A 24883-nucleotide genomic window follows, 5' to 3' on the forward strand; every position below is an offset into this window, starting at 1 on the left:
ATGCTCAATCAGGCTTCCGGATGCGCCCGGCATCCAGGGGGAAGCCAATCAGGCAGCGCGTTCCAGACGTTGGACGTTGTCGCTGCCATCAGCGGCGCCGATCTCGATCTTGCGCGGCTTCAGGGCTTCAGGGATTTCGCGGACCAGCTCGATGTTGAGCAGGCCGTTTTCCAGATTGGCGCCGACCACCTTGATGTGGTTGGCCAGCTGGAAGCGCTGCTCGAAATCACGGGCGGCGATGCCGCGGTGCAGGAAGTTGACCTGCTTGTCTTCCTTCTGCTTGCGGCCGGTAATCTTCAGGGTTTCGTTTTCGGTCTCGATGTCGATTTCGCTGCGGGCAAAGCCGGCGACGGCCATCGTAATCCGGTACTTGTCTTCTGCCACCAGTTCGATGTTGTACGGCGGGTAGCTGGGCTGATCGGTACGCTGGGCGTTGTCGAACATCTGGGCCAGGCGATCGAAGCCGATGGCGGTACGGTACAGGGGGGAGAGATCAAAAGTACGCATAAAAATATCCTTTCAGTTAAGCGATGTTTTCGTGGCAGACCTCAACGTCGAGCATCTGCTGGTACCGATCTAGGGATGGCATTTTGGGTTTTCAAGGGATTTTTTTCGAAAAAATACGGGCGCCTCTGACGCCCGATTTTCTTCCGGGAAAAGCGGCTTCAGGCCCTTGAAAACTGCCGATCCAGCTCCATCGCGACCCGCTCGCGTTCGCTGCGCACCACCTGTGCGCCGGCTGCCAGTCCCTCCATCACCGTCAGGCGCAGGTCATGCAGGCCAATGGTGGCCAGCGCCACCTTCAGGTAGGGCGTGAGGAAATCCGGTTGGCGTGCGGACGCGCCGGTAAAGCGGCCGCCGGAGACCACGGCCAGGTGTACCGGGCGGTCGTGCAGCAGGCCGACCTTGCCGTCGGGGGTGATGCCGAAGGTGCGGCGCACCCGCACCACATGGTCGATCCAGGCCTTCAATACGGAGGGGACGGTGTAGTTGTGCATGGGGGTGCCGATGACCACCTGATCGGCGGCCTCCAGCTCGGCAATCAGCAGGTCCGACAAGACCAGCGTCCCCTGCGCGGCGCCGGCATCCTCCACGAAGGCGGGCGAGCCCAGCGCATCGGCATAGGCAGCATCGACGTGACCAATGGCACTGGCATGCAGGTCGCGCAGCACGATCTGCGCCTGCGGGTGCAAGGCGCGCAGGCGGCTGACGATCTGTTGCGAGAGCCACCAGGTGTTGGATGCTTCCTGGCGTGGGGAGGCAAGCAGGTGCAGGATCTTCATGCCGCACCTCCGATGGCCTTGCCGAAGCGCAGTGCGCCGGTCAGCATGCCCTGGCGGAAGTAGAAGCGCTGCGCCAGCGCGTTGGCCATACCGGTATCGAGCACCAGTCGCGCACAGCCGGCCTCGGCGGCCACACCTTCGAGCGCGGCGAGCAGGCGCTCGCCCCAACGTTTGCCGCGTTGCGTGCTGGCGGCCACCAGATCATCGACGTACAGGAAGGGGCCGTAGACCAGATTCTCCTGGAAACGGTAACCGGCCAGGGCGACCACCACGCCCTGCTCCCAGGCTGCCAGGATGCGATAGCCCTGCTCGCGGGCGCGACCGGTACGCTGCATGAACTCGTCGGCGTCGCGCAGGTGTGGGCGCAGTTCGTGCATCACGGAAAAGCAGGCCAGCCGGTCGGCCTCGGTGTCGGCATGGCGCAAGGCGCTGTCGGCGATATGCCAGTGGCCAGGAGGGGCAATCTTGGAAGCTTGGTTCATGGGAGAAAGCTCAATGCGTTCAAAGTAGAAGGAGCTTCATCCTAGCCAGCCGATGGCATAATCGGGAGATCCAAGAAATGACATTTCGACTGGTCCATGATTATGCAGTCCTCCGCTCCCCTGATCACCATCGACAGCGCCACCGACGAGCCCTACTACCGCCAGATCTACGGGCGCCTGCGTAGCGCGGTGGCGGCAGGGATGCTGCGCCCGGGCGACCGCATTCCCTCGGCGCGGGCACTGGCAGCAGAACTGGGACTGGCGCGCGGCACCGTGGAGACGGCCTATTCGTTGCTGGCGGCTGAAGGCTACGTGGAAGCACGCGGACAGGCCGGCACCGTGATCGCGGCCGGGCTGCCCGCCAGAGCGCCGAACGCGCCCGGCAAACCCGGCCCCATCATCGCCCAGGCAGTACCTGCCGCGCCGCGCTCCCCCATCCTGCCGGAAGACGGCCACGCCGAGGCCCCGGGACCGCGTCCGTTCCAGATGGGCATCCCGGCGCTGGACGCCTTTCCGCGCAAGATCTGGGCGCGCCTGGCGGCCCGCGCGGCGCGTGCCACGCAAGCGGTGGACATGCTCTACCCCTCTCCCGCCGGACTGATGGCCTTGCGCGTGGAAGTTGCGCGTTATCTGCAGCTGTCGCGGGGGCTGGACTGCCGGCCGGAACAGGTCTTCATCACTTCCGGGTATCGCGACAGCCTCAACCTGATCACGCGCACCCTGCTCAAACCCGGCGACAAGGTCTGGGTGGAAGACCCCGGCTATGCGCCCACCGGCGCCCTGCTGCGCGAAGCCGGTATGCAGCTGGTGGGGGTACCGGTCGATGCCGAGGGCATGCAGGTGGAGCACGGGCTGCAGCATGCCGCACGCGCACGGGCGGCGGTGGTCACGCCGGCCCACCAGAGCCCCACCTGCGTGGCCCTGTCACTGCCGCGCCGGCTGGCGCTGCTGGAATGGGCGGCACGGCAGCAGGCCTGGATCGTGGAAGACGACTACGATGGCGAATACCGCTACGTCAGCCGCCCCCTGCCCGCCCTCAAGAGCCTGGACCGGGATGACCGCGTGCTCTATGCCGGCACCTTCAGCAAGGTGCTGTTCCCGGCCATCCGGCTGGCCTATCTGGTGGTGCCGCGTTCCCAGGTGCAGCGTTTCGAAGACAGTGCCCGGCTGTTTTCTGGGGGCGCGCCGGCACTGATGCAGCATATCGTGGCCGACTTCATGGCCGAGGGGCATTTCGCCCGCCACATCCAGCGCATGCGACGCCTGTACGCACAGCGCCGGACCCTGACCATCGCCGGCCTGGAAGCAGTATTGAAGGCCCATGTCCGCATCGATTCGCCACCTGGCGGTATGCATCTGCTGCTGCGCCTGCAGGGCCGCCGTTCGGACCGCGTACTGGCCGAGAAGATGCGCCAGCACGGCATGTTCAGCCGCGCCCTGTCGGAATGCCTGCTGACGCCGCGCAGCGGGGTGGCGCCGATGATCATGCTCAGCTTCACCAATATCGACAGCCGACGCCAGGCCAGTGAGCTGGGACGGCGCATCCTGGCGCTGCTGGAGCCGTCCTGACATGGCCTAGTCCGATTCATCATTCTTGGCACTTATCGACTGGGCCATGAGCGGGCATGATGGCGCTTCGTTTCCATCCACAACAGGAGCCTTGTCGCCATGTCCAACCGTATCGATCTCTACCGGAACGCCACCGCCGCCTACGACGGCCTGCTGGCCGTGAACCGTCACCTCAAGCAATGCAGCCTGCCGGCAGACCTGGTGGAACTGGTGTTTCTGCGGGTGTCGCTGATCAACGGCTGTGCCTATTGCATCGACAAGCATTCACGCGACCTGCTCAAGAGCGGGATGAGCATCGACAAGCTGGTGCTGGTGCCGGTCTGGCACGAGGCCGGCAGCCTCTTCACGCCCCGCGAGCAGGCTGCGCTGGCCTGGGCCGAAGTGGTGACGCGCATCGGCGAAACGGCGGCGCCGGATGCGGATTACCAGGCGGTGATCCAGCATTTCACGCCAGAGGAGTACAGCGAACTGACGGTCGCCATCGCCCTGATGAATGCCATGAACCGCCTGGCCATCCCGGGCCGCATGCGGCCACAGGCGGCGCGCGCCTGATTGAGGCGACTCCGGGCTCAGGCTGACTTCAGTGCGGCCACCAGCGTGCGCAATGCCGCCTGCGCGCGGGTCTCCCTGAGGCGGGAATGCAGCATCACCTGGGCCAGCGGCAAGGTGGGCAGGCCCAGCCGTTGGCCCACCTCCACCGCCCCCGGCGGCGCGCTGCGATGGAGCAGCGCCGACACCGCCAGGCCCGCGCTGACCGCCGCGCCGACCGCCAGGATGCCACCACCGACGAAGACCTCGACCCAGGCGATACCGGCTTCGTCGAGTCGGCGCAGCGACAGTTCACGGATGCGGCAGGTCGAAGAAAAAGTCGCCACCCGCAAGGCAGGCCCGACCCGGCATTGCGCGTCGGGATGGGCAAACCAGCCGATGGGTTCCTGCATGATCAATTCACCGCCCTGGTCCTGCGGCTCGCGACGCACGATGACGGCGTCCAGTTCGCCGCGTTCATAGAGCGGCATGAGGTCGTGCGACGAGCCCACCCTCACCTCCACCATCACGCCGGCATCATGGGCATGCAGCTGCGCCAGGGCGCGTGGCAGGCCGGCACCGGCCACGTGATCGCTGATACCCACCGAAAAGCGCACCAGCCCCTGCTCCAGTCGGTCCAGGGCGCGTTCGTGCGCGGCCAGCAATTCGCGGGCGGCCGGCAAGAATTGCTGGCCTTCCGCAGACAGGCGTACCAGGCGCGGGGTGCGTTCCAGCAGGCGACGCCCCAGGCGCTGCTCCAGTTTCTTGAGCTTGAGGCTGATCGCCGATTGCGTGCTGTCCAGCACTTCGGCGGCACGGGTGAAGCTTTGCAGGTCGGCTGCCAGCACGAAGGCTTGTACGGCATCCAGTTCCAGGGGGCGGTCCATGGGGTAGGCTCCTCGCATCTGATATCGGGTCGGATTGCTCAATGATTCGAATTTTAAATCATTGAAATCAGCATTCAGCAGTTCTTCAAATGATAGAGGAACCTTAAGATGCACCGCATGGGTCGCACACGGGCAGGCCTGCTCAGGCGATCCACGGCTTTTCAAGCACTTTAACCACCCGATCTCAAGGAGAACACCATGCCCCTGGTCCGCCTTTCCCTGCTGCGCGGCAAGCCCCGCGCCTACCGTGATGCCATTGTCGACAACGTCTACCAGGCCATGCACGAGAGTTTCAACGTCCCCAAGGACGATCTCTTCATGATCGTGAGCCAGCACGACCCCGAGGATCTGATCTTCGACCGCCACTACATGGGGATGGAGCGTTCGGACGACTTCGTGGTCATCCAGCTGTCGGTCAGCAACACCCGCAACCAGGCGCAGAAGAATGCGCTCTTTGCCCGCATCGTCGAGCGCTTGCAGGCCAATCCCGGCATCCGTCCTGACGACGTGCTGATCCACCTGCTTGAAGGTGACAAGGGCAACTGGTCCTTCGGACGCGGGCTGGCGCAGTACGTGCTCTGAGACAGCGCACCTGGCAATGGGGCCGCAAGACATGCGCGTCCCCTGCGCGCCGCGCCGGCTGCTGCTAGGATGTCGTTCCTCCCAGCCATCGCACCTCTCACATGCCACCTGCGACATCCTGCCGCCATCCGCTTCTGCGCCGCCTCTTCCGCTGTACTGCCGCCCTGCTGCTGGCAGCGGGGTTGACGGCCTGCTCCTCGTCGAGCAAGTACTACGACCCCGCCAAGTCCAACCGCACCGAGACCGGTTTTCGCAACAACTACCCGCAGCCGGAGCGTGCCTCCGTCTTGAAGTGGCAATGGGAACGCCTGACCCAGGGCCTGCCCAAGCCGCCCTCCAACGACTACCGGTTCCCGGTGCTCAAACCAGACCTGGCCTGGATCAAGGCCAACCACGACATGCCCAGCGTGACCTGGATCGGCCATGCCACGGCGCTGCTGCAGCTGGGTGGCAAGAATGTGCTGACCGACCCCATGTTTTCGGAGCGCGCTTCGCCCTTTACCTTCATCGGACCGCGTCGCAAGGTGCCACTGCCGGTGCAGATTGCCGAGCTGCCGCATATCGACCTGGTGGTGATTTCGCACAACCACTACGACCATCTGGACCGCGCCAGCGTGGAACAGTTGAACCGGCAGGCTGGTGGCCCGCCACTGTTCCTGGTGCCGCTGGGATTGCGCGACTGGTTCATGGCGCTGGGCATCGACAACGTGCGGGAAATGGACTGGTGGGACAAGACGTCCCTGGACAAGCTGGACATCACGTTCGTACCCGCGACCCATTGGTCGGCGCGCAGCCTGTTCGACCGTTCCGAGACGCTATGGGGTGGCTGGGTGCTGCAGGCCGCGCCGGCCCAGAATGACCGCGGCGCACCGTTCACGGTGTATTTCGCCGGTGACACCGGGTATTCGAAGGACTTCCAGGACATCGGTGCACGCTTCCCTCATGTCGACCTGGCGCTGATCCCCATCGGCGCCTACGCGCCGCGCTGGTTCATGCAGGGCCAACACGTGGACCCGGAACAGGCTGTGCAGATCCACCGCGACGTGCACGCCACACGCTCCATCGGTATCCACTGGGGGACCTTCGAACTGGCCGATGAGCCGCTGGACGAACCACCGCAGGCGCTGGCCAAGGCCATGCAGCAGGCCAATCTGCCGCCGGAGCAGTTCGTCACGCTCAAGCATGGCGAGACGCTGAAGCTTGAGCGCTAAGCCCTTCAGATGAAAAATGCCCGCCCTGTTTCGAGGGCGGGCATCTGGATGCACAACGATACGCTGGGAACGGCTAGTCCACGATGAACAACTTCGCCCCGAGCGAGGTGGACGAGCGATGCGGTTCCGCATCATCGGCGACCTGGTAACTCATGCCAGGCTTGAGTACGAAGCTGCGTCCATCTTCCAGCTCGGTGTGCAGTTCACCCTCCAGACAGAGCAAGATATGCCCCTTCACACACCAGTGATCGGCCAGGTAGCCGGCGGTGTACTCGACCATGCGCACGCGCAGGTCACCGAAGCGGCAGGTGCGCCACCAGGCCGTGCCGGTGACGCCGGGATGCTCGGTGGCCGCGATCTGGCTCCAGTCGGTGGTGCCGAAGGGCAGGTCGGAGATCTTCATGCGCGCCCGCCCTGCCTGCTTACAGCTTGGAAGCGATCAGCTTGCCCAGGCGCTCCACGCCGGCGCGGATCTGTTCCGGCGGCACGGTCACGAAGGACAGGCGCAGGGTGTTCTTCTGCGGCACGTTGGCATAGAACGGCGCGCCCGGAACGAAGGCGACCTTCTCCTGTTCCACCGCTTCGTTCAACAGCGCGCCGGCGTCGAGGTGCTCGGGCAGCGTGACCCAGATGAACATGCCGCCTTCCGGCTTGCTCCAGGAGCAGCTGGCCGGGAAGTACTGCTGCAGCGCGTCCAGCATGGCCTGGCACTGGTCGCCGTAGAGCTGGCGGATGGTCGGCACGTGCTGATCCAGGAAGCCGTCCTTGATGGCCTCGTACACCACCATCTGCGTCAGTTGCGCAGTGTGCAGGTCGGTGGCCTGCTTGGCCTGTTCCATCTTCAGGATCAGCGGACGCGGCGCGACCACGTAGCCCAGGCGGATGCCGGGGGTCAAGACCTTGGAGAAGGAACCCATGTAGATCACGCCAGCCGGGTTCATCGACAGCATCTTGGGCAGCGGTGCGTTGCGATAGCTCAGGGCGCCGTACGGATCATCCTCGATCAGCGGCAGACCCAGGCGGGCACAGGTTTCCACCAGCTTGATGCGACGCTCGGTGGGCAGGGTGCGGCCGGTCGGGTTCTGGAAGTTGGGCAGCGAATACAGCATGCGCGCGCCACCGGCGATGGCTTCGATGGTCTCGGGCTGCAGGCCGAATTCGTCACTGGGGACCGATTCGAACTGGGCGCCATACAGCGCGAAGGCTTGCAGCGCGCCCAGGTAGCTGGGGGTCTCGACCAGCACCTTGCTGCCTTCGTCGATGAGCACCTTGCCCAGCAGGTCCAGGCCTTGTTGCGAACCGGACACCATCAGCACCTGGTCAGGCGTGATCTGGGCGCCGTCGGAAGACAGCGAAGCGGCGATCCATTCACGCAGCGGCAGATAGCCGTCGGTGGGGCCGTATTGCAGGGCGGTCTTGCCCTGTTGCGTGAGCACGCGGTCGAAGGCAGCCTTCATGTGCTCCACCGGGAAGGTCAGCGGCGAGGGCAGGCCGCCGGCGAAGGAGGTGATGTCGGGACGCATGGTCACCTTCAGGATTTCGCGGATGGCCGAGCTCTTCATGGCTTCGGCGCGCTGGGAAAACTGCCATTGCAGTGCTGCTGGATTTTCGAGTTTCATACGGTACCGTGTTCTGTGTCTGTGTGGTTCAGGGTGATTCGGGATGAATCAGGCCGCGCGCCTCTGCGGATGCTGCGGCGGTGCTGGTCGGCAATTCGACAGTTTCGATCGATCAGGCAATCTCGGCGATCATCTCGATCTCGACGCAAGCGCCCATGGGCAATTGCGCTACGCCGAAGGCAGAACGGGCATGCTTGCCAGTCTCGCCGAAGACTTCGCCGATCAGTTCCGAAGCGCCGTTGGTCACCAGGTGGTGTTCGGTGAATTCGCCGGTGGAGTTGACCAGGCTCATCAGCTTGACGATGCGCTTGACGCGGGTCAGGTCGCCGCCACAGGCCGCCTGCAGGGTGGCGATCAGGTCGATGGCCACGCCGCGCGCGGCCAGCTTGGCGTCGTCGGTACCGATGTCGCGTCCCAGCTGGCCGACCCATACCTTGCCATCCTTCTTGGCCAGGTGGCCGGAGAGGAAGACGGTATTGCCGGTTTGTGCATACATCACATAGGCTGCTGCCGGGGCGGCCACGGCGGGCAGTTCGATGTTCAATGCTTTCAGCTTTTCATAGACGGACATGCGGTACTCCCTGTTGGACAGCGCCCGCGCGGCTGAGGCCGCAGGCGCTGCGCGTTAAGAAAAATAAGTCGAAGATTATCTCAAAATTCCGAGGTTTTAGCCCGGTACAGTCTGAACTATTTCGGCTCGCAACACGGCCACAGCCGCGCCTGCGACGCCCTTCAGCGGCGCACGGCCATGCGTCTGCCAATGGCCACCACCACGATCACCGCCAGCGCAAAGAGCATGTTGCTCGCATCCAGGGCTTCATTGGCGATCACCGCCGCCCCCAGCAGGCTCATGAAAGGTTGCAACAATTGCACCTGACCGACACGGGCAATGCCGCCCAGGGCCAGGCCCTTGTACCAGAAGAAAAAGCCGATGAACATCGAAAACAGCGACACGTAGGCAAACGCCAGCCAGGCCGGTGCCGAGGCGGTGACGCCATATTGCCAGCCCAGCCACAGCGACACCGGCAGCATCACCGGCAAGGCCACCACCAGCGCCCAGGCGATCACGTTCTGGCCACCCATGGTCTGCGCCAGTCGGCCGCCCTCGGCATAGCCCATGGCCGCCGCGATCACGGCCGCAAAGAGGGCAAAGTCGGCCAGGTGGAAACTGCCACCGCCTTCGTGCAAGGCAAACCCGATCACGATGCCCGAGCCCACCAGCGCGGCCAGCCAGAAGCCGGCCGAGGGTCGCTCGCCGAAACGCAGCGCCCCGAACAGTGCGGTCGCCAGCGGCAGCAGCCCGACCACCACGGCGCCGTGCGCAGCCGGCACATAGCGCATGGCGATCGAGGAAAACAGCGGGAAACCCACCACCACGCCCAGTGCCGTGATTACCAGGGCGCGCAGTTGGCTGGCCGTGGGGCGCGGTGCCTTGATCCAGACCAGCAACACCAGCGCGCATACGCCGGCCACCACCGCCCGACCGAAGGCGACGAAGGCCGGATTGAGTTCGGCCACGGCGATGCGGGTAAAGGGCAGCGTGAGACTGAAGATCGCCACCCCGATCAGGCCCAGCCACATGCCGCGACTTTCGTGGCGTGCCGGTACCCCGGTCGATGGACTACCCAGAACGGATTTGCTGCCTGTCTGCATGAAATGCCCCTGTCTGCGTACGCTGTTGTCTTATTGATATAAAAGATTTACCCGCGCCCTGCCCTTTCCCCGACGGCCCTGACGGCCCTGGCAGCCGTGGCCTGGCGCCGCATTACAGCCAGATCGCCAGCGCCGAATACAGGGTCAGCACCACCATGGTCGCGGCAAAGCCGATGCGCCACAGCGGGCGTTCCAGATAGCGCCGCAATACCGCTCCGGCACCGGCCCAGACCGACACGCAAGGCAAGTTGATGGCGCAGAACACCAGGCAGTAGATCAGGATTGCCAGCCATCCGGCATGCTTATGCAGCAACGGCATGAAGGCCGAGGCACCGGTGATGGCCATCACCCAGGCCTTGGGATTGGCGAACTGGAACATCGCCGCCGCGCCGAAGGACATCGGCTGCAGCGCCCGCTCCCCCGTGCCGGCCACGCCCATGCGGCGCAATTGCCAGGCCAGGTACAACAGATAGGCGCAGCCAGCCGCCTTGAGCAGCAGCACCACCTGCGGCAGCGCCACCACCAGCTCGCCTATACCGAAGGCGCATACCGCCAGCAGGACGCCGAAGCCGAAGGTGATACCCAGCATGTGCGGTACCGAGCGACGAAAGCCGAACCAGATCCCCGAGGAGGTCAGCATGATGTTGTTGGGTCCCGGCGTGATCGAAGAGACAAAGGCGAACGACATCAGCGGTAGCAAAGCTTCGATCATGCCGACCTCCGCTGCGCCAGCTGGCCTTCGTGCGGGGCTTGCGCATGCCCCTGCAGCAGCGACACCACCCGCGCCGGGGCCAGCAGGGCATCGGCCACGGCACTGTCGCGGGCCAGCACGCGGGCGAAGACGTCATGATCGACGTTGCCGCCGGAGAGCGTGATGCCGATCTTCTTGCCGCGCAGCCGAGTGCGCAGCTGCAGGGCCGCTGCCAGGGCGCAGGCACCCGCTCCTTCGGCCACATTGTGGGTGGCAATGAAGGCCAGCTTCATGGCGTCCATGACTTCATCGTCGGTGACGGCCACGACCTCGTCCACTTCGGACAGCATCACCTCCAGCGAGGCCTGATCGGGGACGCGACAGGCGACGCCATCGGCGATACAGGTACTGACCGGCGCCTCGATCTTGCGGCCGGCCTCGAAGGACAGCTTGTAGGCCAGCGCGTGGGCGGACACCACACCGATGATGCGGGTCTTCAGGCCCAGTGCATTGCGTGCTGCCACCGCGCCGCACATGCCGGAGCCCTGGCCGATGGGCACCAGCACCAGGTCCAGTTCGGGCTGGGCGGCAAACAGTTCCATCCAGTAGGTCGAGACGCCGGCCACCAGGTCGCGGTGGAAGGACGGGATCATGTGCAATTGCTGCTGTTGCGCCAGTTGCTGGGCGTGTTCGCGGCTGTCCTGGAATTCGCGGCCATGTTCGATCAGATCCACGCCCAGGGCGCGCATGGCGGCATTCTTTTCGCGGCTGTTGCCTTCGGGCACGACGATGGTGGCAGGAATGCCGAAGCGGCGCGCCGACAGCCCCACCGACTGGCCGTGATTGCCCCGGGTGGCCGAAATCACGCCGGACAGTTGCGGTTGTTGCCGGGCCAGGTGATGCAGATAGACCATGCCACCGCGCACCTTGAAAGCGCCCGTGGGGGCATGGTTCTCGTGCTTGACCCAGACTTCGGCACCCAGTGCCTGGTTCAGCAGCGGCCAGCACAGTTGCGCGGTGGGTGCCATGCCGGCATAGACGATACCGGCGGCCTGTTCGATCTCCATCAGGCTGGGCAACAGGCGGTGGACGGCGGAAGTGGCTTGGGTCATGACGGTTCTCCTATCGGAATGCAGGTTGCTGGCGACAAGGCCAGGGTAGCTAGGGTGGATCCGGTGGACCGAAGTGGCCCGGATTGGCTTGCTTGTCCCGGCGATACGCTTGCTCTTGTATTGGAAGCCATCCTAGCCGACAATACCGATACAGTACCTGTACACTTTTCCAAATAATCCCAAACATTGTCACGGCAAAATGACCAATACAGTCAAGCAATTGCGCAGCGTCAGACCCGATATGCCTCAGAGCGACAGCGCCCTCCCCGGCTGGCCGCTGCTGTTGCGCGAGAGTGGCGAATCGCTGGTGGACCAGATTGTGCGCGGCATCCGCGCCCGCATCGATGACAAGCTCTTGCGCAGCGGCGTGCGCATGCCTTCGATCCGGCAGTTTGCCGATGGCAACGAGATTTCGCGCTTTACCGTGGTGGAGGCCTATGACCGCCTAGTGGCCCAGGGCTATCTGGAATCGCGCCGGGGCTCCGGCTTCTACGTCAAGGAGCGCTCGCCCCTGGGTGGCGGCTATGGCAACACCGCTGTCCAGGCCGAAGCCGTGGCCGAGGCCGGGCGCGGGCTGGATGTGGTCTGGCTGGTACGCAACATGTTCCGCCAGATGCCGCCGCACAAGATGCCCGGGGGCGGCCTGCTGCCACCGGACTGGCTGGATGGCGAACTGATCGCCAACGCCCTGCGTGCCGTCAGCCGCGACAATCCTTCCCTGCTGCTGGGCTATGGCACGCCGCTGGGTTTCCTGCCGCTACGCCAGCAGTTGCAGCTGAAGCTGGCGGAGCTGGAAATCGCCGCCGCCCCCGACCAGATCGTGATGACCACGGGCGTGACCCAGGGCCTGGACACGGTGGCGCGGCATTTCCTGCGCCCGGGCGATGTGATCTTCGTCGATGATCCGGCCTGGTTCCTGATGTTCGGCTCCTTTGCTGCGCTGGGCGCCAAGATCGTCGGCATCCCGCGGCTGGGCGACGGCCCCGACATCGTGCGCCTGCGCGAGCTGGCGGCGATCCACAAGCCCAAGCTGTATGTGATCAATTCGGTGCTGCACAACCCGACCTCGACCTCGCTGTCGGCGGCCAAGGCCTTCCAGGTCCTGCGTATCGCCGAGGAACACGATTTCATCATCGTCGAGGATGACATCTACTGCGACATGCATCCCGGTTCGGCGGTACAGCCGGCGACCCGCATCGCCGCGCTGGACCAGCTGCAGCGGGTGATCTACCTGGGCGGTTTTTCCAAGACCTTGTCGGCCAACCTGCGGGTAGGCTTCATCGCCACTTCGGCCGAACTGGCACGCAGCCTGGCCGACCGCAAGCTGCTCTCGACCCTCACCACCGGCGAGATCGGCGAACGCGTGGCCTACAAGGTGCTCTCGGAGGGGCATTACCGCAAGCATGCCGAACGGCTGCGGGCGCGGCTCAATGGCGCGCGCGACAAGGTGATGCGCCAGCTGGAACGCATGGGCATGGAGATCGGTGATCCGCCGCCCTGCGGGATGTTCCTGTGGGTCGATACCGGGCGCGACACCAATGTCATGACCGAGGAGGCGATGGAACAGGGCTTCCTGCTGGCACCGGGCAGCCTGTTCTCGCCCGCGCAGCTACCCTCCACGCGCATGCGCATCAACGTGGCCAGCATGTCCGACCCCGGCATCTGGCGCTTCCTGGAAAAGGCGATGGCGCGCTGAGCCCCTCGCCCACCCTGGCCGCCCTGGCCGCCCTGAGCACCGGTAGGTCAGGTGGTCAGGTGGATGCGGGCGATCTCCTGGTTGGTGGCGTTGTAGAAGGCATAGTCGGTGGTGCCGGGGAAGTAGACGTAATGGTCCGACCCATTGGCCATGATCTGCAAGCTTTCACTGGAGCTCATCTTCACCGTCAACAGGTGCGAGGTGGCACCGCTGACCATGCCCATGTTGATCACGTCCTGGGCCGTGATGATGATGTTGGTGCCATTGCCGGCGCTGACATCGAGGGTGGTGATACCGGTGACCTTGCTGGAGAAGTTGCTCAGGTTGAGGGTATTGCCCAGGTCGGCAAAATGCAGCGTCGTCACCCCGGCCACGCCATTGATGGAATCGATGTTGGAGGTGCCGGTGTTCTTATTGACCATGTCGCTCTGCGCCCCACCGGTACTGCCCAGGCCGGCGCTGACATTGATCAGGTTGTTGCCGCTGCCCACCGTCACCGAATTGTGCCCGCCCTCGACCACGTTGAAGATATCGGTACCAGAACTGGCGCCACCGCCCTTGAGCACGTTGGTGGTAGCGTTGCCACGCGCGGTCAGCGTATTGGCGCCGGCGTTGCCGATGAGCTCGCTAGCGACGGTTAAACTGCCTTCCAGGTTGGAAATGCCGATATAGCTGTCGCCGTTGGCATCGCCCAAGCTACCGCCGGCGGACAAGTCGGCCTTGATCGGCCCACTGGTCGAGTACAGGTAGCTGACGGTATCGCTACCGCCGGCCCCACCATTGAAGACATTGGCCACACCGCTGGCATAGAAGATATCGTCGCCGGCGCTGCCGGTGACATTCTGGATGTTGACGTAGGTGTCGTTGGCAGCATAGCCATTGGCACCCGTGCCGTGGAACAGGTCCACCGTCACGCCCACCCCGCCCGAACGCGCATAGTTGACCGTATTGTTGCCGGCGCCACCGTCGAAGGCGTTGGTGGCGGCGCTGGCATAGAAGGTGTCGTTGCCGGAACCGCCGATCAGGTTTTCGATATTGGTGAACTTGTCGCCGAGCGCATAGAGGCCGCTGGCGGCCAGCGTATTGGTCAGGTCCACCGTCACGCCACCGGTATCGAATTCATAGCTCACCGTATCGACGCCGGCACCGCCATCGAAGTTGTTGGCCTGGGTGCTGGCCTTGAAGAGGTCGTTGGCGGCGCTGCCGATCACGTTGTCGATGTTGAACAGGGTATCGCCCTGGGCGTCGCCACCGGTACCGGTCCCGTTCTTCAGGTCGATGGTCACGCCCAGCGTCGAGCCGGCGTAGGACGCGAAGGTCGAACCCCGGTTGCCGACCACCGCGGTGATGCTGTCGGCACCCGCGCCGCCTTCCAGCACCGAGCGCGTACCGGGGGTGGAGAACCCCTTGAGCACGTCATTGAAGGCACTGCCCACCACGTTCTCGATATTGGTGTAGGAATCGCCGGCGGCATAGTTGCCGCTGCCGGTACCGGTGGCCGTGGACAGGTCCACATTCACGCCGTTGGTACCGTCGCTGCTGGTGGAGAGCGAATAGTTGACGGTGTCCGAGCCGCCGGTGCCGCCATTGAGGATGTTGACTGCAGCGCTGGCCAGGAAGGTATCGTCGTTGTTGCTGCCGATCACGTTGTCGATGTTGAACAGGGTATCGCCCTGGGCATCCCCCCCGGTACCGGTCCCGTTCTTCAGGTCGATGGTCACGCCGCTGGACGACCCGGCATAGGACGCATAGGTGTAGGCGCGATTGCCGAGGTCGGCGGTGATGCTGTCGGCACCCTTGCCACCGGTCAGTACCGACATCACGCCGACCGTGGAAAAGCCGGTCAGGGTATCGGCCCAGTCGCTGCCGATGACGTTCTGGATGTTGGCATAGGTGTCGCCCTGGGCGTAGTTGCCCGATCCGACGCCACTGGTGAGGTTGACCGTCACGCCGGTGGCGCTGTTGCTGCTGGTGGAACCGGCATAGCTGACCGTGTTCGACCCGGCTCCGCCATCCAGGAAGTTGGCCGCCGCGTTGGCCACGATGGTGTCGTTGCCACTGCCGCCGGTGGCGTCCTGGATGTTGGCATAGGTATCGCCATTGGCCAGGCTGCCGGTACCGCCCGAACCGCTGCCGCTGAGCAGGTTGATGGTTTCATTGACGGTGGAGTTGGCGTAGCTCACCCGATTGTGCAGCGAGCCTGTGCCGCCATCGAAGAAGTTGGCGGCCGCGCTGGCCACGAACACGTCATCGGCGGACCCGCCGGTGGCATCCTGGATGTTGGTGTAGGTGTCGCCATTGGCCAGGCTGCCCGTGCCGCCCGTGCCGGTTCCGTTGAACAGGTTGATGGTTTCGGCCACCGTCGAGGTACTGTAGTTGACCCGGTTATGGGTACCGCCACCGCCATCGAAATTGTTGGCGGCAGTATTGCCGTAGAAGGTGTCATTGCCACCACCGCCGGTGATGTCCTGGATGTTGATGTAGGTGTCGCCGTTGGCCAGGCTGTTGGCGCCGCCACTGCCCTGGCCGGTGACCAGGTTGACGGTCTCGTCGACTGCGGAATTGGCATAGCTCACCCGGTTGTGCAGCGAGCCGGTGCCACCATCGAAGGCATTGGCGAGCCCATTGGCGATGAACACGTCATCGGCAGTACCGCCGGTGACGTCCTGGATGTTGGTGTAGGTATCGCCGTTGGCCAGGCTGCCGGTGCCGCCCGTGCCGGTACCGTTGAACAGGTTGACCGTCTCCGATACCGTGGAACTGCTGTAGTTGACCCGGTTGTGGCTGCCGCCACCACCGTCGAAACTGTTGGCGGCGGTGTTGCCGTAGAAAGTGTCGTTGCCGCTGCCGCCGGTGGCGTCCTGGATGTTGGTGTAGGTGTCGCCATTGGCCAGGCTGTTGGTGCCGCCACTACCCAGCCCGCTGATCAGGTCGATCGTTTCATCGACGGTGGAGTTGGTGTAGCTCACCCGGTTGTGGGTACCGGCACCACCATCGAAACGATTGGCCGCCGCGCTGGCGACGAAGGTGTCGTTACCGCTGCCGCCGGTGACATCCTGAATGTTGGCATAGGTGTCGCCATTGGCCAGGCTGCCGGTGCCGCCGCTACCCGTGCCATTGAACAGGTTCACCGTTTCGTCGACGGTGGAATTGGTGTAGCTGACCCGGTTGTGCAGCGAACCCGTGCCGCCGTCGAGGAAGTTGGCCGCCGCGCTGGCGATGAAGACATCGTCGGCGGTGCCGCCGGTGGCGTCCTGGATGTTGGTATAGGTATCGCCATTGGACAGGCTGCCGGTACCGCCGGTCCCGGTGCCACCGAACAGGTCGATGGTCTCGGCCACCGTCGAGGTGCTGTAGTTGACCCGGTTGTGGCTACCACCGCCGCCATCGAAGCGGTTGGCAGCGGTATTGCCGTAGAAGGTATCGTTGCCGCCACCGCCGGTGATGTCCTGGATGTTGATGTAGGTATCGCCATTGGCCAGGCTGCCGGTGCCGCCCGTGCCCTGGCCGGTGACCAGGTTGACGGTCTCGTCGACGGTGGAATTGGTATAGCTCACCCGGTTATGCAGCGAGCCGGTGCCGCCATCGAAGAAGTTGGCGGCCGCACTGGCGATGAAGACATCGTCGGCGGTGCCACCGGTGACGTCCTGGATGTTGGCATACGTATCGCCGTTGGCCAGGCTGCCGGTGCCGCCCGTGCCGGTACCGTCGAACAGGTTGACCGTCTCCGACACCGTGGAACTGCTGTAGTTGACCCGGTTGTGCAAGCCGCCGCCGCCATCCAGACGGTTGGCCGCGGCATTGCCGTAAAAGGTGTCGTTGCCACTGCCGCCGGTGACGTCCTGGATATTGGTGTAGGTATCGCCATTGGCCAGGCTGCCCGTGCCGCCGCTGCCGGCGCTGGTGACCAGGTTGACGGTCTCGTCCACGCTGGAATTGGCATAGCTCACACGGTTGTGGGTACCGCCGCCACCGTCGAAATTGTTGGCTGCGGCGCTGGCGACAAAGGTGTCGTCGGCGCTGCCGCCGGTGACGTCCTGGATGTTGGTGTAGGTGTCGCCGTTGGCCAGGCTGCCAGTGCCGCCAGTACCTACGCCGTTGAACAGGTCCACCGTTTCGGACACGGTGGAATTCTGGTAGCTGACGCGATTATGCGAACTCGCCGTGCTGGCGCCACCGTCGATATTGTTCGCGGCGGCGCTGGCGATGATCAGGTCGTCACCCGAACCACCGGTGACGTCCTGGATGTTGGTATAGGTATCGCTCTGGGCATAGGTGCCGCTGCCGGCACCGGTAAACAGGTTGATGGTTTCGCTGCTGGTGGAATGCGCATAGCTGACGCGGTTGTGCAGGGAGACGCCGCCACCGTCGAAGTTGTTGGCCGCCAGGCTGGCCACGAAGGTATCGTCGTAGATGCTACCGGTCAGGTCCTGGATGTTGGAGAGCTTGTCGCCGGCCGCGTAGCCGCCCGAGGTACCGGTGCCGTTGGTGTAGCTCAGGTCCACCGTCACGGCGGCGTCCGAGCTGGCATAGCTGACCCGATTGTGGGAGGTGGCCGTGCTGCTGCCGCCGTCGATGCTATTGGCCTCGGCGCTGGCGATGATCACATCGTCCTGGGCGGAACCCACCACGTTCTGGATGGCGGTATAGCTGTCGCGGGCCGCAACGCCGCCGCTACCGGTGCCGGTGACCAGGTTGATCGTCACCGCGCCGGTCGAGAAGGCGTAGCTGACAGTATTGGAACCCAGCCCGCCATTGAAGACATTGACGTTGTTGTCGGCGATGAAGGTATCGTCATAGGCGCTGCCGATGACGTTCTGGATGCCGCTATAGGTGTCACCTGCGGCAAAGCCGGTACTGCCGGTGCCGTGGAACAGGTCGACGGTGACGCCATTGCCATCGCTGGCCTTGGCATAGCTGACGGTATTGTTGCCGGCACCGCCGACGAAGGCATTGGCCGCCAGGTTGGCAATGAACAGGTCGTTGTAGTCGCTGCCGATGACGTTCTGGATGTTGAGGTAGGTGTCGTTGTCGGCATAGCCGCCACTGCCGCTGCCCTGCACCAGGTCGACCGTCACGGCGCCGTTGGAACGCGCGTAGCTGACCGTGTTGGAGCCGGCGCCACCGTCGAAGTTGTTGGCTGCCAGGTTGGCCACGAAGAGGTCATTGCCGGCACCGCCGGTGAGGTCCTGGATGTTGACCAGCTTGTCGCCCTGGGCATAGCCACCGGAGGTGCCGGTGCCGTCAGCGTAGTTCAGGTCCACCGTCACGGCGGCGCTGGAGGCGGCATAGCTGACGCGGTTGTGGTTGGAGCCGCCACCGTCGAAGCTGTTGGCCGCGGCACTGGCGACGAAGGTATCGTCGTAGACGCTGCCGATCAGGTTCTGGATATTGGTGAAGGAGTCGCCCGCCGCATAGTAGCCGCCGGTACCGGTGCCGATGGTATTGGTCAGGTCCACCGTGACACCACCGGTCGAATAGATGTAGCTGACCGTATTGGAGCCACCCCGGCCGTCGAAATTGTTGACGTCGGCACTGGCGATGAAGATGTCGTCGTAGGCGCTGCCGATCAGGTTCTGGATGTGCGCCAGCACGTCGCCCTGGGCGTAGCCGCCAGAGGTGCCGGTGCCATCGGTGTGGGTCAGATCGACCGTCACGGCGCTGGTGGAAAACTCGTAGCTCACCGTGTCCGAGCCGCCCAGGCCGCCGTTGAAATTGTTGGCTCCGACGCTGGCGATGAAGGTGTCGGAATACGAGCTGCCGACGATGTTCTGGATGTTGGCGAAGCTGATGTTCTGCGCATACCCGCCGCTGCCGGTCTGGGTGATCATGTTGATGCTGACCGCGCCGGTGGAAGCGCCGAAGTTCAGGGTATCGGAACCGCCGCTACCGCCGTCGATGCGGCGCGTATCCACGCCGACGATGAAGACGTCGTCGAAGGCCGAGCCGATGGCATTCTGGATGTGGTTGTAGCTATCACCCTCGGCATAGCCGCCGGTACCGCGACCGGAGACGAAGTTGATCGACACGCCGGTGGTGGAGCCGGCATAGCTGACTGTGTCATTGCCGCCAGTGCCGCCATCGAAGGTATTGACGTCCACGTTGCCCACGAAGGTATCGTCATAGGCGCTGCCGATGACGTTCTGGATGCGTATGTAGCTGTCGCCCGCCGCTGCGCCGCCGCTCCCCAGGCCGCTTTGCAGGTTGACGTTCACGCCGGCATTGGAATTGGCGTAGGAGACGGTGTTCGAACCCAGGCCGCCGTCGAAGCGGTTGGCATCGCTGCTGGCCACGAAGAGATCGTTGTAGTCGCTGCCGATGGCGTTCTGGATATGGGTATAGGTGTCGCCCTGGGCATAACCGCCCGCGCCGGTGCCGGTGATCAGGTTGACCGTCACGGCCGCGTTCGAAGACACGTAGGACACCGTATCGGAACCGCCACTGCCGCCATCCAGGCGGTTGATCACGGCATTGGCGACGAAGGTATCGTCGAAGGCACTGCCGCGCAGGTTCTGGATGTTGGAAAGCTGGTCGCCCTGGGCATCGCCGCCGCTGCCCAGGCCGGTCACCAGATTGACCGTCACCCCGGCGCTGGAGCCGGCGTAGCTGGCCGTGTTGACGTTGGTACCGGTGCTGTTGACGCCGCCCACCAGCTGGTCAGCGCCGGCACCGCCCTGGAAGAAGGTATTGCCACTGCCACCGTAGATGATGTCGTTGCCGCTGCCGCCATAGAGCAGGTCATTGGCATTGCTGCCGTAGATGGTCACGCCACCGTTGCCGGCATGTACCTCGTGCGGTGCGCCCTGGGCCGGCAACACCAGCACCGGGTCGCCGGTGGCCGGATCGAGGTAGCTCAGGTCGCCATAGACGGTGGCGTCCTTGACGGCGACGTGGCGCACATCGACCAGGGTCTGCGGGCCGCGCGAGGTCGAGACCGTGGTGGTGAAGGTGAGATCGAAGGCCTGATGCACCGGCGAGGAGGCATTGGCCTCGACCGTGTTGTACTGCAACTGCATCGGGAAATCGGTCTGGCCGGCAGCCACCGTCATCTCGTAGCGACCGCCGCCGAGATCGGTGGCGTTGACGATGGACATGTTGGCCGGCACGCCCGAGACGATCACTGACACCACGTTGCCATTGCCGGTGATGGTGACATCGAACACCTTGATGAAGGTGCCGGCATTGTTGCCGGCGGCATAGATGGTGCGCACATCATTGCCGGCGTTGATCACCTGGGTGCTGAACTGCAGCGGCAGGCCGGCATCCGTGGCCGATTGCGGAATGCCGCCGCTGCCGTAGAGGACGTCGCCGGTCTGGGTGATGGTGGCCAGGTTGACCAGCTTGATGGCCATGGCCGGCTGCGAGGGGTCGACCTGGATCGGCGGCGAGGGAATCGAGCCGGGCCGCTCGGGCGGCACCTGCGGTTCGGAAGGCTTGACCGGCGCATCGTTGGAACTGGGATTGGCCGGCGGCGAGAACACCGGTGGCGTATTGGCCGTCAGGTTCTGCGACGCCGCCGCGGTGGCGCCCACCGTGGTGTGGGTGGTGTCGCCCCCCACCACTGCACCGGCCGAACCACCGGCCTTGCTGGTGCCGTTGCTGCTGGTAGTGAGCGAGGCCGAATTCTCGCTGATGATCTGGGAAAACTGGCTGCCGCCATCGTTGCCGATGCTGGCCGCATTGCGGTCCACCGTGACCTGCTGGGCCGGTGTCACATTGGGCGGGACCGCCACCGGGTCGGAATTGAGGATGCGCGACTGGTCATTGGGCTTGAGCGCGATCTTGCCCACCGAATCGAGCAGCTTGCCGGTATCGGCGCTGGTATCGGCAAACTTGACCTTGGACTTGTCGTCCATCGCCTCGATGGCGCCACCGGCCAGCACCACCTTGGTGCCGTCGGCCATGTGCAGCACCATGTCCACGTCCACCACCTGGACGTGCTGAACGGCGGCGCGGGTGGCGCTGACCTGGAAGCTGCCGGCCTGGTCGGGCATCACCACCCGTACCGGGCCGGTGACCTTGTCCGCGGAGTTCGCTTGTGATGAGCTTGCGGTTGCCATGTTTCCTCGCTATCGAAGATCGGTTCGAATCAGGTTCGCCGTGGGCTGCACGGCGTTACTGCAAAATCTGGGCCCGCGGCCCGTCGGCCACGATGCGACCGCCGTCGATGACGACGATGCGGTCCATGTGCTGCAACAGCGCGGGGCTATGGGTGGCCACCACCAGCGTGCGCGGGCCGGCATAGGCCACCAGGCGCTCGATGATGCGGGCCTCGGTCTGCTGGTCCACGCCGGTGGTGGGCTCGTCCAGCAGCAGGATGCGCGGCGTGCTGGCGACCACCCGGGCCAGGGCCACCATCTGGCGCTGGCCACCGGAAAGATTGCCGGGCGCCTTGATGACCTGGTCCAGCCGCAGTTCGCCACGGGCGATCAGGTCGTCCAGCGAGGACACCGCCAACGCTGCCTCGTACACCTGCCCCGGCACGCGGTCGCCGACAAAGATATTGGCTGCCACTGTGCCATCGAAGAGGAAGGGTTCCTGCGGCTTGAAGCCGATGCAGCGCATGCGGACCTCAGGGGCATAGGCCGTCACGGCCACGCCATCGATGAGCACATGGCCTTCGTCGGGATGATGCAGCCCGGCCAGCGCACGCAGCAGCGTGGACTTGCCGGAACCGGAGCGGCCGACGATGCCGACCTTCTCGCCCGGCTGCACGGTCAGGGAGACATGCTTGAGGGTCGGGGTTTCCTTCCTGTCCAGGTGCAGCAGCAGGTTGCCGACCTGGATCAGCCCGCGCATTTCCTGGCGCAGCACGTCGGCGCTGACGGTCTCGGGTTGCGCCTCGAACAGCTGGTCGAACTCGGCGCGGGCGCGGCGGAACATCTCGATACGTCCCAGCAGTGCCGCCAGCGAGGACAGCACCGTGGTGGCGCGGCTGATCAGGAGCGAACACGCGATCAGCGCGCCCACGGTCAGGAGGTTGTCTTCCACCAGATAGACACCCACCACCAGGGTGGCCACCGCGATGAAGGTATAGCCGACGCTGGAGATGGCGTAGCTGGTGTTCATCCAGTAACGGCTCTTGGCCTGGGCCACCGCATTGGCGGCGGCGTCGATCAGGAAGCTGCGCAACAGGCGGTCCTGCAGCGGCGTGGTCTTCAGGGTTTCCATGCCGTAGACGATGCTGGCGAGCTTGTCGACCTTGCCGGCACCGGCCTTCATGGCGGCATTGGCATAGTCGTTGGCCGGCACCTTCAGCAAGAGCTGCAGCGCCACCAGCACGGCCCCACCTACCAGCAGCACCCACACCATGTGGCCGCCGATCAGGCCCAGCACCACCAGGTAGAGCAGCAGGAAAGGCAGGTCCACCAGCAACAGCATGTAGTTGGAGGACAGCAGGTCACGCGCGGCCGAAAGGTCGCGGTAACGTGCCAGCACCACCCCGACCGGGGCCTGCACCTTGGCGGTCAGGAGGCGACGTGCCGAGACCTCGTCGAACTCGGTATCCAGGCGCCCGGCCAGCTGTTCGGTGTAGTACACGCGGATGACGCGCAATACCATTTCCAGTGCCATGAACAGCAGCATCCCCAGGGTCAGGGCCCAGAGCGTCTCGGGAATGTGGTTGCCCAGTACCTTGTCGTAGATCAGCCGTGAATACAGCGGCATGAGCAGGCCCAGCAGGTTCACCAGCACCCCGGCCACGATGATCTCGACGAAGCGACTGCCATAGGCGCGCAACAGCGACAGGTAGCTGGGGTCCTGCCGCAGGTCCTGCAGGACCTGCGGTTGATCGATGTGGACCTGTTCGCTGGCGTTCATGATGCGGTGGTGACTCTCTTATGCCCGGTTATGCCGCGATCAGGCCTGGCCGCCGCGGTTGGCGGTGGTGATTTCGCGGATGGCTTCGCGCAGTTCCAGGCGCAGGTCCTTGACCATGGTCTGGCGGCCGCTGCGCATTTCGTCGATGACGGTCTGCCAGTTGATGTTCTGGCGCATCAGGGCTTCGGTGATGGAGGTCAGCGATTGCGGGATGGCGCCCAGGTTCTTGACGCGATCGTTCTGGGTCGCCATGTGCTTGGCCAGGTCGATCTGCAGCTGGCGTGCCGACAGCGCGTCGCGGGCCATGTTGCTGGAGTTCTCACCGATGGTGTTGCCCAGTTCGTTCAGGCGCGCTGCGACCGTGGCCTGCAGTTCGCCCTGGTACTGGATGGCGCCCATCTCGTCGGCCAGGCGCACGGAAATCTGGTTCAGCAGTGCCGGCAGTTGCGCGATGTTCTGCGCGTTCTTTTCGTTCATATTGGAGATTTCGCCCTGCTGCGTCTGCAGCGAGCTCAGCGCGGTGGACAGCGCCAGCTGGCCGGCCTGGATGGTGGTGACGATCTGTGGCAGCACTTCGAAGGTGCGGTTGGCGATGTCGCCGTTGACCGAGAGGCGTTCTTCCAGCGAGGACAGGCTGTCGGAGAGGTCGCGGGCCGAGGTGATCTTGGTATTGATCAGCTGGCCGACGGTGCGGATCTCTTCTAGGGTCTGCTGCGCGGTTTCGTGCATGCGCGGGCCGAAGGCCACCAGCTGGCGCAGGCTACGCGATTCTTCCATGCTGTCGTTGAAGAGCTGGACGATGTTGTTCAGGCGGTCGTTCAGGCCTTCGAGCTTGATGCCGGCCTGCAGCGAGGCTTCCGAGCTGTTGCGGGCAGCCATGATGGATTCGCGCTGCAGGACCATCAGATCCTGCAGGAATTCGGCCAGGAAGGATTCGGACACGCCCTGGCGTTGGGTGGCAGCCGGACCGGTGGCGTCGTGCACCACGTGTTGCACCATGTCGCTGATGCATTCGCGGGCGCGGGCCACCAGCTTCTTGCTGGCCGCGCGCAGCGGGGTCAGGGTCAGGCCCAGCGCCAGCGAACCGATCAGGCCGAACATCGAGGCCGAGAAGGCGGTACCCATCGAAGCCAGCGGTTTCTGCAGGTCGGCCACCAGGTGCATGAAAGACGCATCCATGTCGCCGCCGGTGCTGGCCTTGCCGAAGCCGTCAATCAGCTCGGCGGTGCTGACCAGGGTCTCAAGCAGGCCGATGAAGGTCCCCAGCAGACCCAGCGCGATCATGAAGCCGGTCAGGAATTGCGGGAATTCGGTCTTGGCTTCGAGGTGGGCGCGCAGGTCGTGCAGCGAACCTTCGATGGTTTCCTGTTCGATACGCGAGGTCAGGCGGCCCTTGGTGCTGGCCACGCTGACCAGGACCTGACCGATCTCGGTGCCCGCGAACTCGGGCGCCTTGACCAGGCTCTCCATGGATTCGCCGGACTTGGTGCGGTCATAGAACTGCATCAGCTTGTCGTATTCCCAGTTGACGCGGTACAGGTTGTAGCCGATCAGGCCGATCCCGAACAGCGCCACGGCGATGATGAACAGGTTCAGGAAGGGGTTGATCTGGATGGCATGCCCCACGAAGCCCCGGAACAGGAAGGCGCCCAACAGCAGCAGGAGCGTCGGGATGGCGGCAAGTGCATAGAACTGGCGAAGGTTTTTCATACGTGCGAGGTTCCGGAGAAAAGAACGCAAGGGATGTGGAT

At 64.4% G+C, this 24883-nt stretch carries 18 protein-coding genes; 5 read left to right on the plus strand and 13 right to left on the minus strand.

What is annotated here, in order from left to right:
* Positions 1–48: 48 nt before the first annotated feature.
* The 3 genes from ACEOAC_RS16180 to ACEOAC_RS16190 form a co-directional block, all read right to left on the minus strand.
* Entirely contained in the window at positions 49–507 is a 459-nt protein-coding gene (locus ACEOAC_RS16180; RefSeq protein WP_006465288.1) for an Hsp20 family protein, read from the minus strand.
* Between the two features lie 158 nt (positions 508–665).
* Complete coding sequence (locus ACEOAC_RS16185) at positions 666–1283, minus strand: FMN-dependent NADH-azoreductase (RefSeq protein WP_413445443.1); 618 nt, start codon at positions 1281–1283, stop codon at positions 666–668.
* The gene (locus tag ACEOAC_RS16190) at positions 1280–1765 is read right to left on the minus strand and encodes a GNAT family N-acetyltransferase (RefSeq protein WP_077238487.1); all 486 of its coding nucleotides are present in this window, start codon (positions 1763–1765) and stop codon (positions 1280–1282) included. Before ACEOAC_RS16190 ends, ACEOAC_RS16185 begins: the two co-directional genes overlap by 4 nt.
* A gap of 96 nt (positions 1766–1861) precedes the next feature.
* On the opposite strand from ACEOAC_RS16190, the gene ACEOAC_RS16195 reads away from it, so the two are divergent.
* Together ACEOAC_RS16195 and ACEOAC_RS16200 are read left to right on the plus strand one after the other, a co-directional pair.
* Positions 1862–3334 carry a PLP-dependent aminotransferase family protein gene (locus ACEOAC_RS16195; protein ID WP_413628453.1) on the plus strand — a complete coding sequence of 491 codons (1473 nt, stop codon included), beginning with the start codon at positions 1862–1864 and terminating at the stop codon, positions 3332–3334.
* Positions 3335–3433: 99 nt separating this feature from the next.
* Positions 3434–3886 carry a carboxymuconolactone decarboxylase family protein gene (locus tag ACEOAC_RS16200; protein WP_413443888.1) on the plus strand — a complete coding sequence of 151 codons (453 nt, stop codon included), beginning with the start codon at positions 3434–3436 and terminating at the stop codon, positions 3884–3886.
* Positions 3887–3903: 17 nt separating this feature from the next.
* Here the strand turns inward: ACEOAC_RS16200 and ACEOAC_RS16205 are convergent, their stop codons facing one another.
* Entirely contained in the window at positions 3904–4749 is an 846-nt protein-coding gene (locus tag ACEOAC_RS16205; protein WP_234296186.1) for a LysR family transcriptional regulator, read from the minus strand.
* Between the two features lie 198 nt (positions 4750–4947).
* On the opposite strand from ACEOAC_RS16205, the gene ACEOAC_RS16210 reads away from it, so the two are divergent.
* A complete protein-coding gene (locus ACEOAC_RS16210) occupies positions 4948–5331 on the plus strand; it encodes a tautomerase family protein (RefSeq protein ID WP_102664256.1) in 384 nt (127 codons plus the stop codon).
* 101 nt (positions 5332–5432) lie between these two features.
* Positions 5433–6542 carry an MBL fold metallo-hydrolase gene (locus tag ACEOAC_RS16215; protein ID WP_413445362.1) on the plus strand — a complete coding sequence of 370 codons (1110 nt, stop codon included), beginning with the start codon at positions 5433–5435 and terminating at the stop codon, positions 6540–6542.
* A gap of 73 nt (positions 6543–6615) precedes the next feature.
* Here ACEOAC_RS16215 and ACEOAC_RS16220 read toward each other — a convergent pair whose 3' ends face one another.
* The 6 genes from ACEOAC_RS16220 to ACEOAC_RS16245 form a co-directional block, all read right to left on the minus strand.
* The gene (locus tag ACEOAC_RS16220) at positions 6616–6945 is read right to left on the minus strand and encodes a DHCW motif cupin fold protein (RefSeq protein ID WP_413445363.1); all 330 of its coding nucleotides are present in this window, start codon (positions 6943–6945) and stop codon (positions 6616–6618) included.
* 19 nt (positions 6946–6964) lie between these two features.
* The gene (locus ACEOAC_RS16225; protein ID WP_006465297.1) at positions 6965–8161 is read right to left on the minus strand and encodes a PLP-dependent aminotransferase family protein; all 1197 of its coding nucleotides are present in this window, start codon (positions 8159–8161) and stop codon (positions 6965–6967) included.
* Between the two features lie 112 nt (positions 8162–8273).
* The gene (locus ACEOAC_RS16230) at positions 8274–8732 is read right to left on the minus strand and encodes a RidA family protein (protein ID WP_077238480.1); all 459 of its coding nucleotides are present in this window, start codon (positions 8730–8732) and stop codon (positions 8274–8276) included.
* 161 nt (positions 8733–8893) lie between these two features.
* Positions 8894–9814, minus strand: a complete 921-nt coding sequence (locus tag ACEOAC_RS16235) for a DMT family transporter (protein ID WP_039876989.1) — start codon at positions 9812–9814, stop codon at positions 8894–8896.
* Positions 9815–9926: 112 nt separating this feature from the next.
* On the minus strand, positions 9927–10526 hold the full coding sequence (locus ACEOAC_RS16240) for a LysE family translocator (protein ID WP_006465300.1): 600 nt from the start codon (positions 10524–10526) through the stop codon (positions 9927–9929).
* Positions 10523–11617: a threonine dehydratase gene (locus ACEOAC_RS16245; RefSeq protein ID WP_413444949.1), complete on the minus strand. Its 1095-nt coding sequence runs from the start codon at positions 11615–11617 to the stop codon at positions 10523–10525. Before ACEOAC_RS16245 ends, ACEOAC_RS16240 begins: the two co-directional genes overlap by 4 nt.
* Before the next feature lie 199 nt (positions 11618–11816).
* Between ACEOAC_RS16245 and ACEOAC_RS16250 the strand changes: the two genes are divergently transcribed.
* Positions 11817–13313: a PLP-dependent aminotransferase family protein gene (locus ACEOAC_RS16250; RefSeq protein ID WP_413444950.1), complete on the plus strand. Its 1497-nt coding sequence runs from the start codon at positions 11817–11819 to the stop codon at positions 13311–13313.
* Positions 13314–13360: 47 nt separating this feature from the next.
* On the opposite strand, the gene ACEOAC_RS16255 is transcribed toward ACEOAC_RS16250, so the two are convergent.
* The 3 genes from ACEOAC_RS16255 to ACEOAC_RS16265 are packed head-to-tail and all read right to left on the minus strand — an operon-like array spanning position 13361 to position 24842.
* Positions 13361–21373 (minus strand): beta strand repeat-containing protein, encoded by an 8013-nt coding sequence (locus tag ACEOAC_RS16255; RefSeq protein WP_413628454.1) that lies wholly within the window; start codon positions 21371–21373, stop codon positions 13361–13363.
* Between the two features lie 55 nt (positions 21374–21428).
* Positions 21429–23132, minus strand: a complete 1704-nt coding sequence (locus ACEOAC_RS16260) for a peptidase domain-containing ABC transporter (protein WP_006465392.1) — start codon at positions 23130–23132, stop codon at positions 21429–21431.
* Between the two features lie 39 nt (positions 23133–23171).
* Positions 23172–24842, minus strand: coding sequence for a biopolymer transporter ExbB (locus ACEOAC_RS16265; RefSeq protein ID WP_413445036.1), 1671 nt, complete (start codon positions 24840–24842; stop codon positions 23172–23174).
* Between the last annotated feature and the right edge of the window lie 41 nt (positions 24843–24883).

The organism is Herbaspirillum frisingense, from assembly GCF_047325095.1.
Lineage (GTDB): Bacteria > Pseudomonadota > Gammaproteobacteria > Burkholderiales > Burkholderiaceae_D > Herbaspirillum > Herbaspirillum frisingense.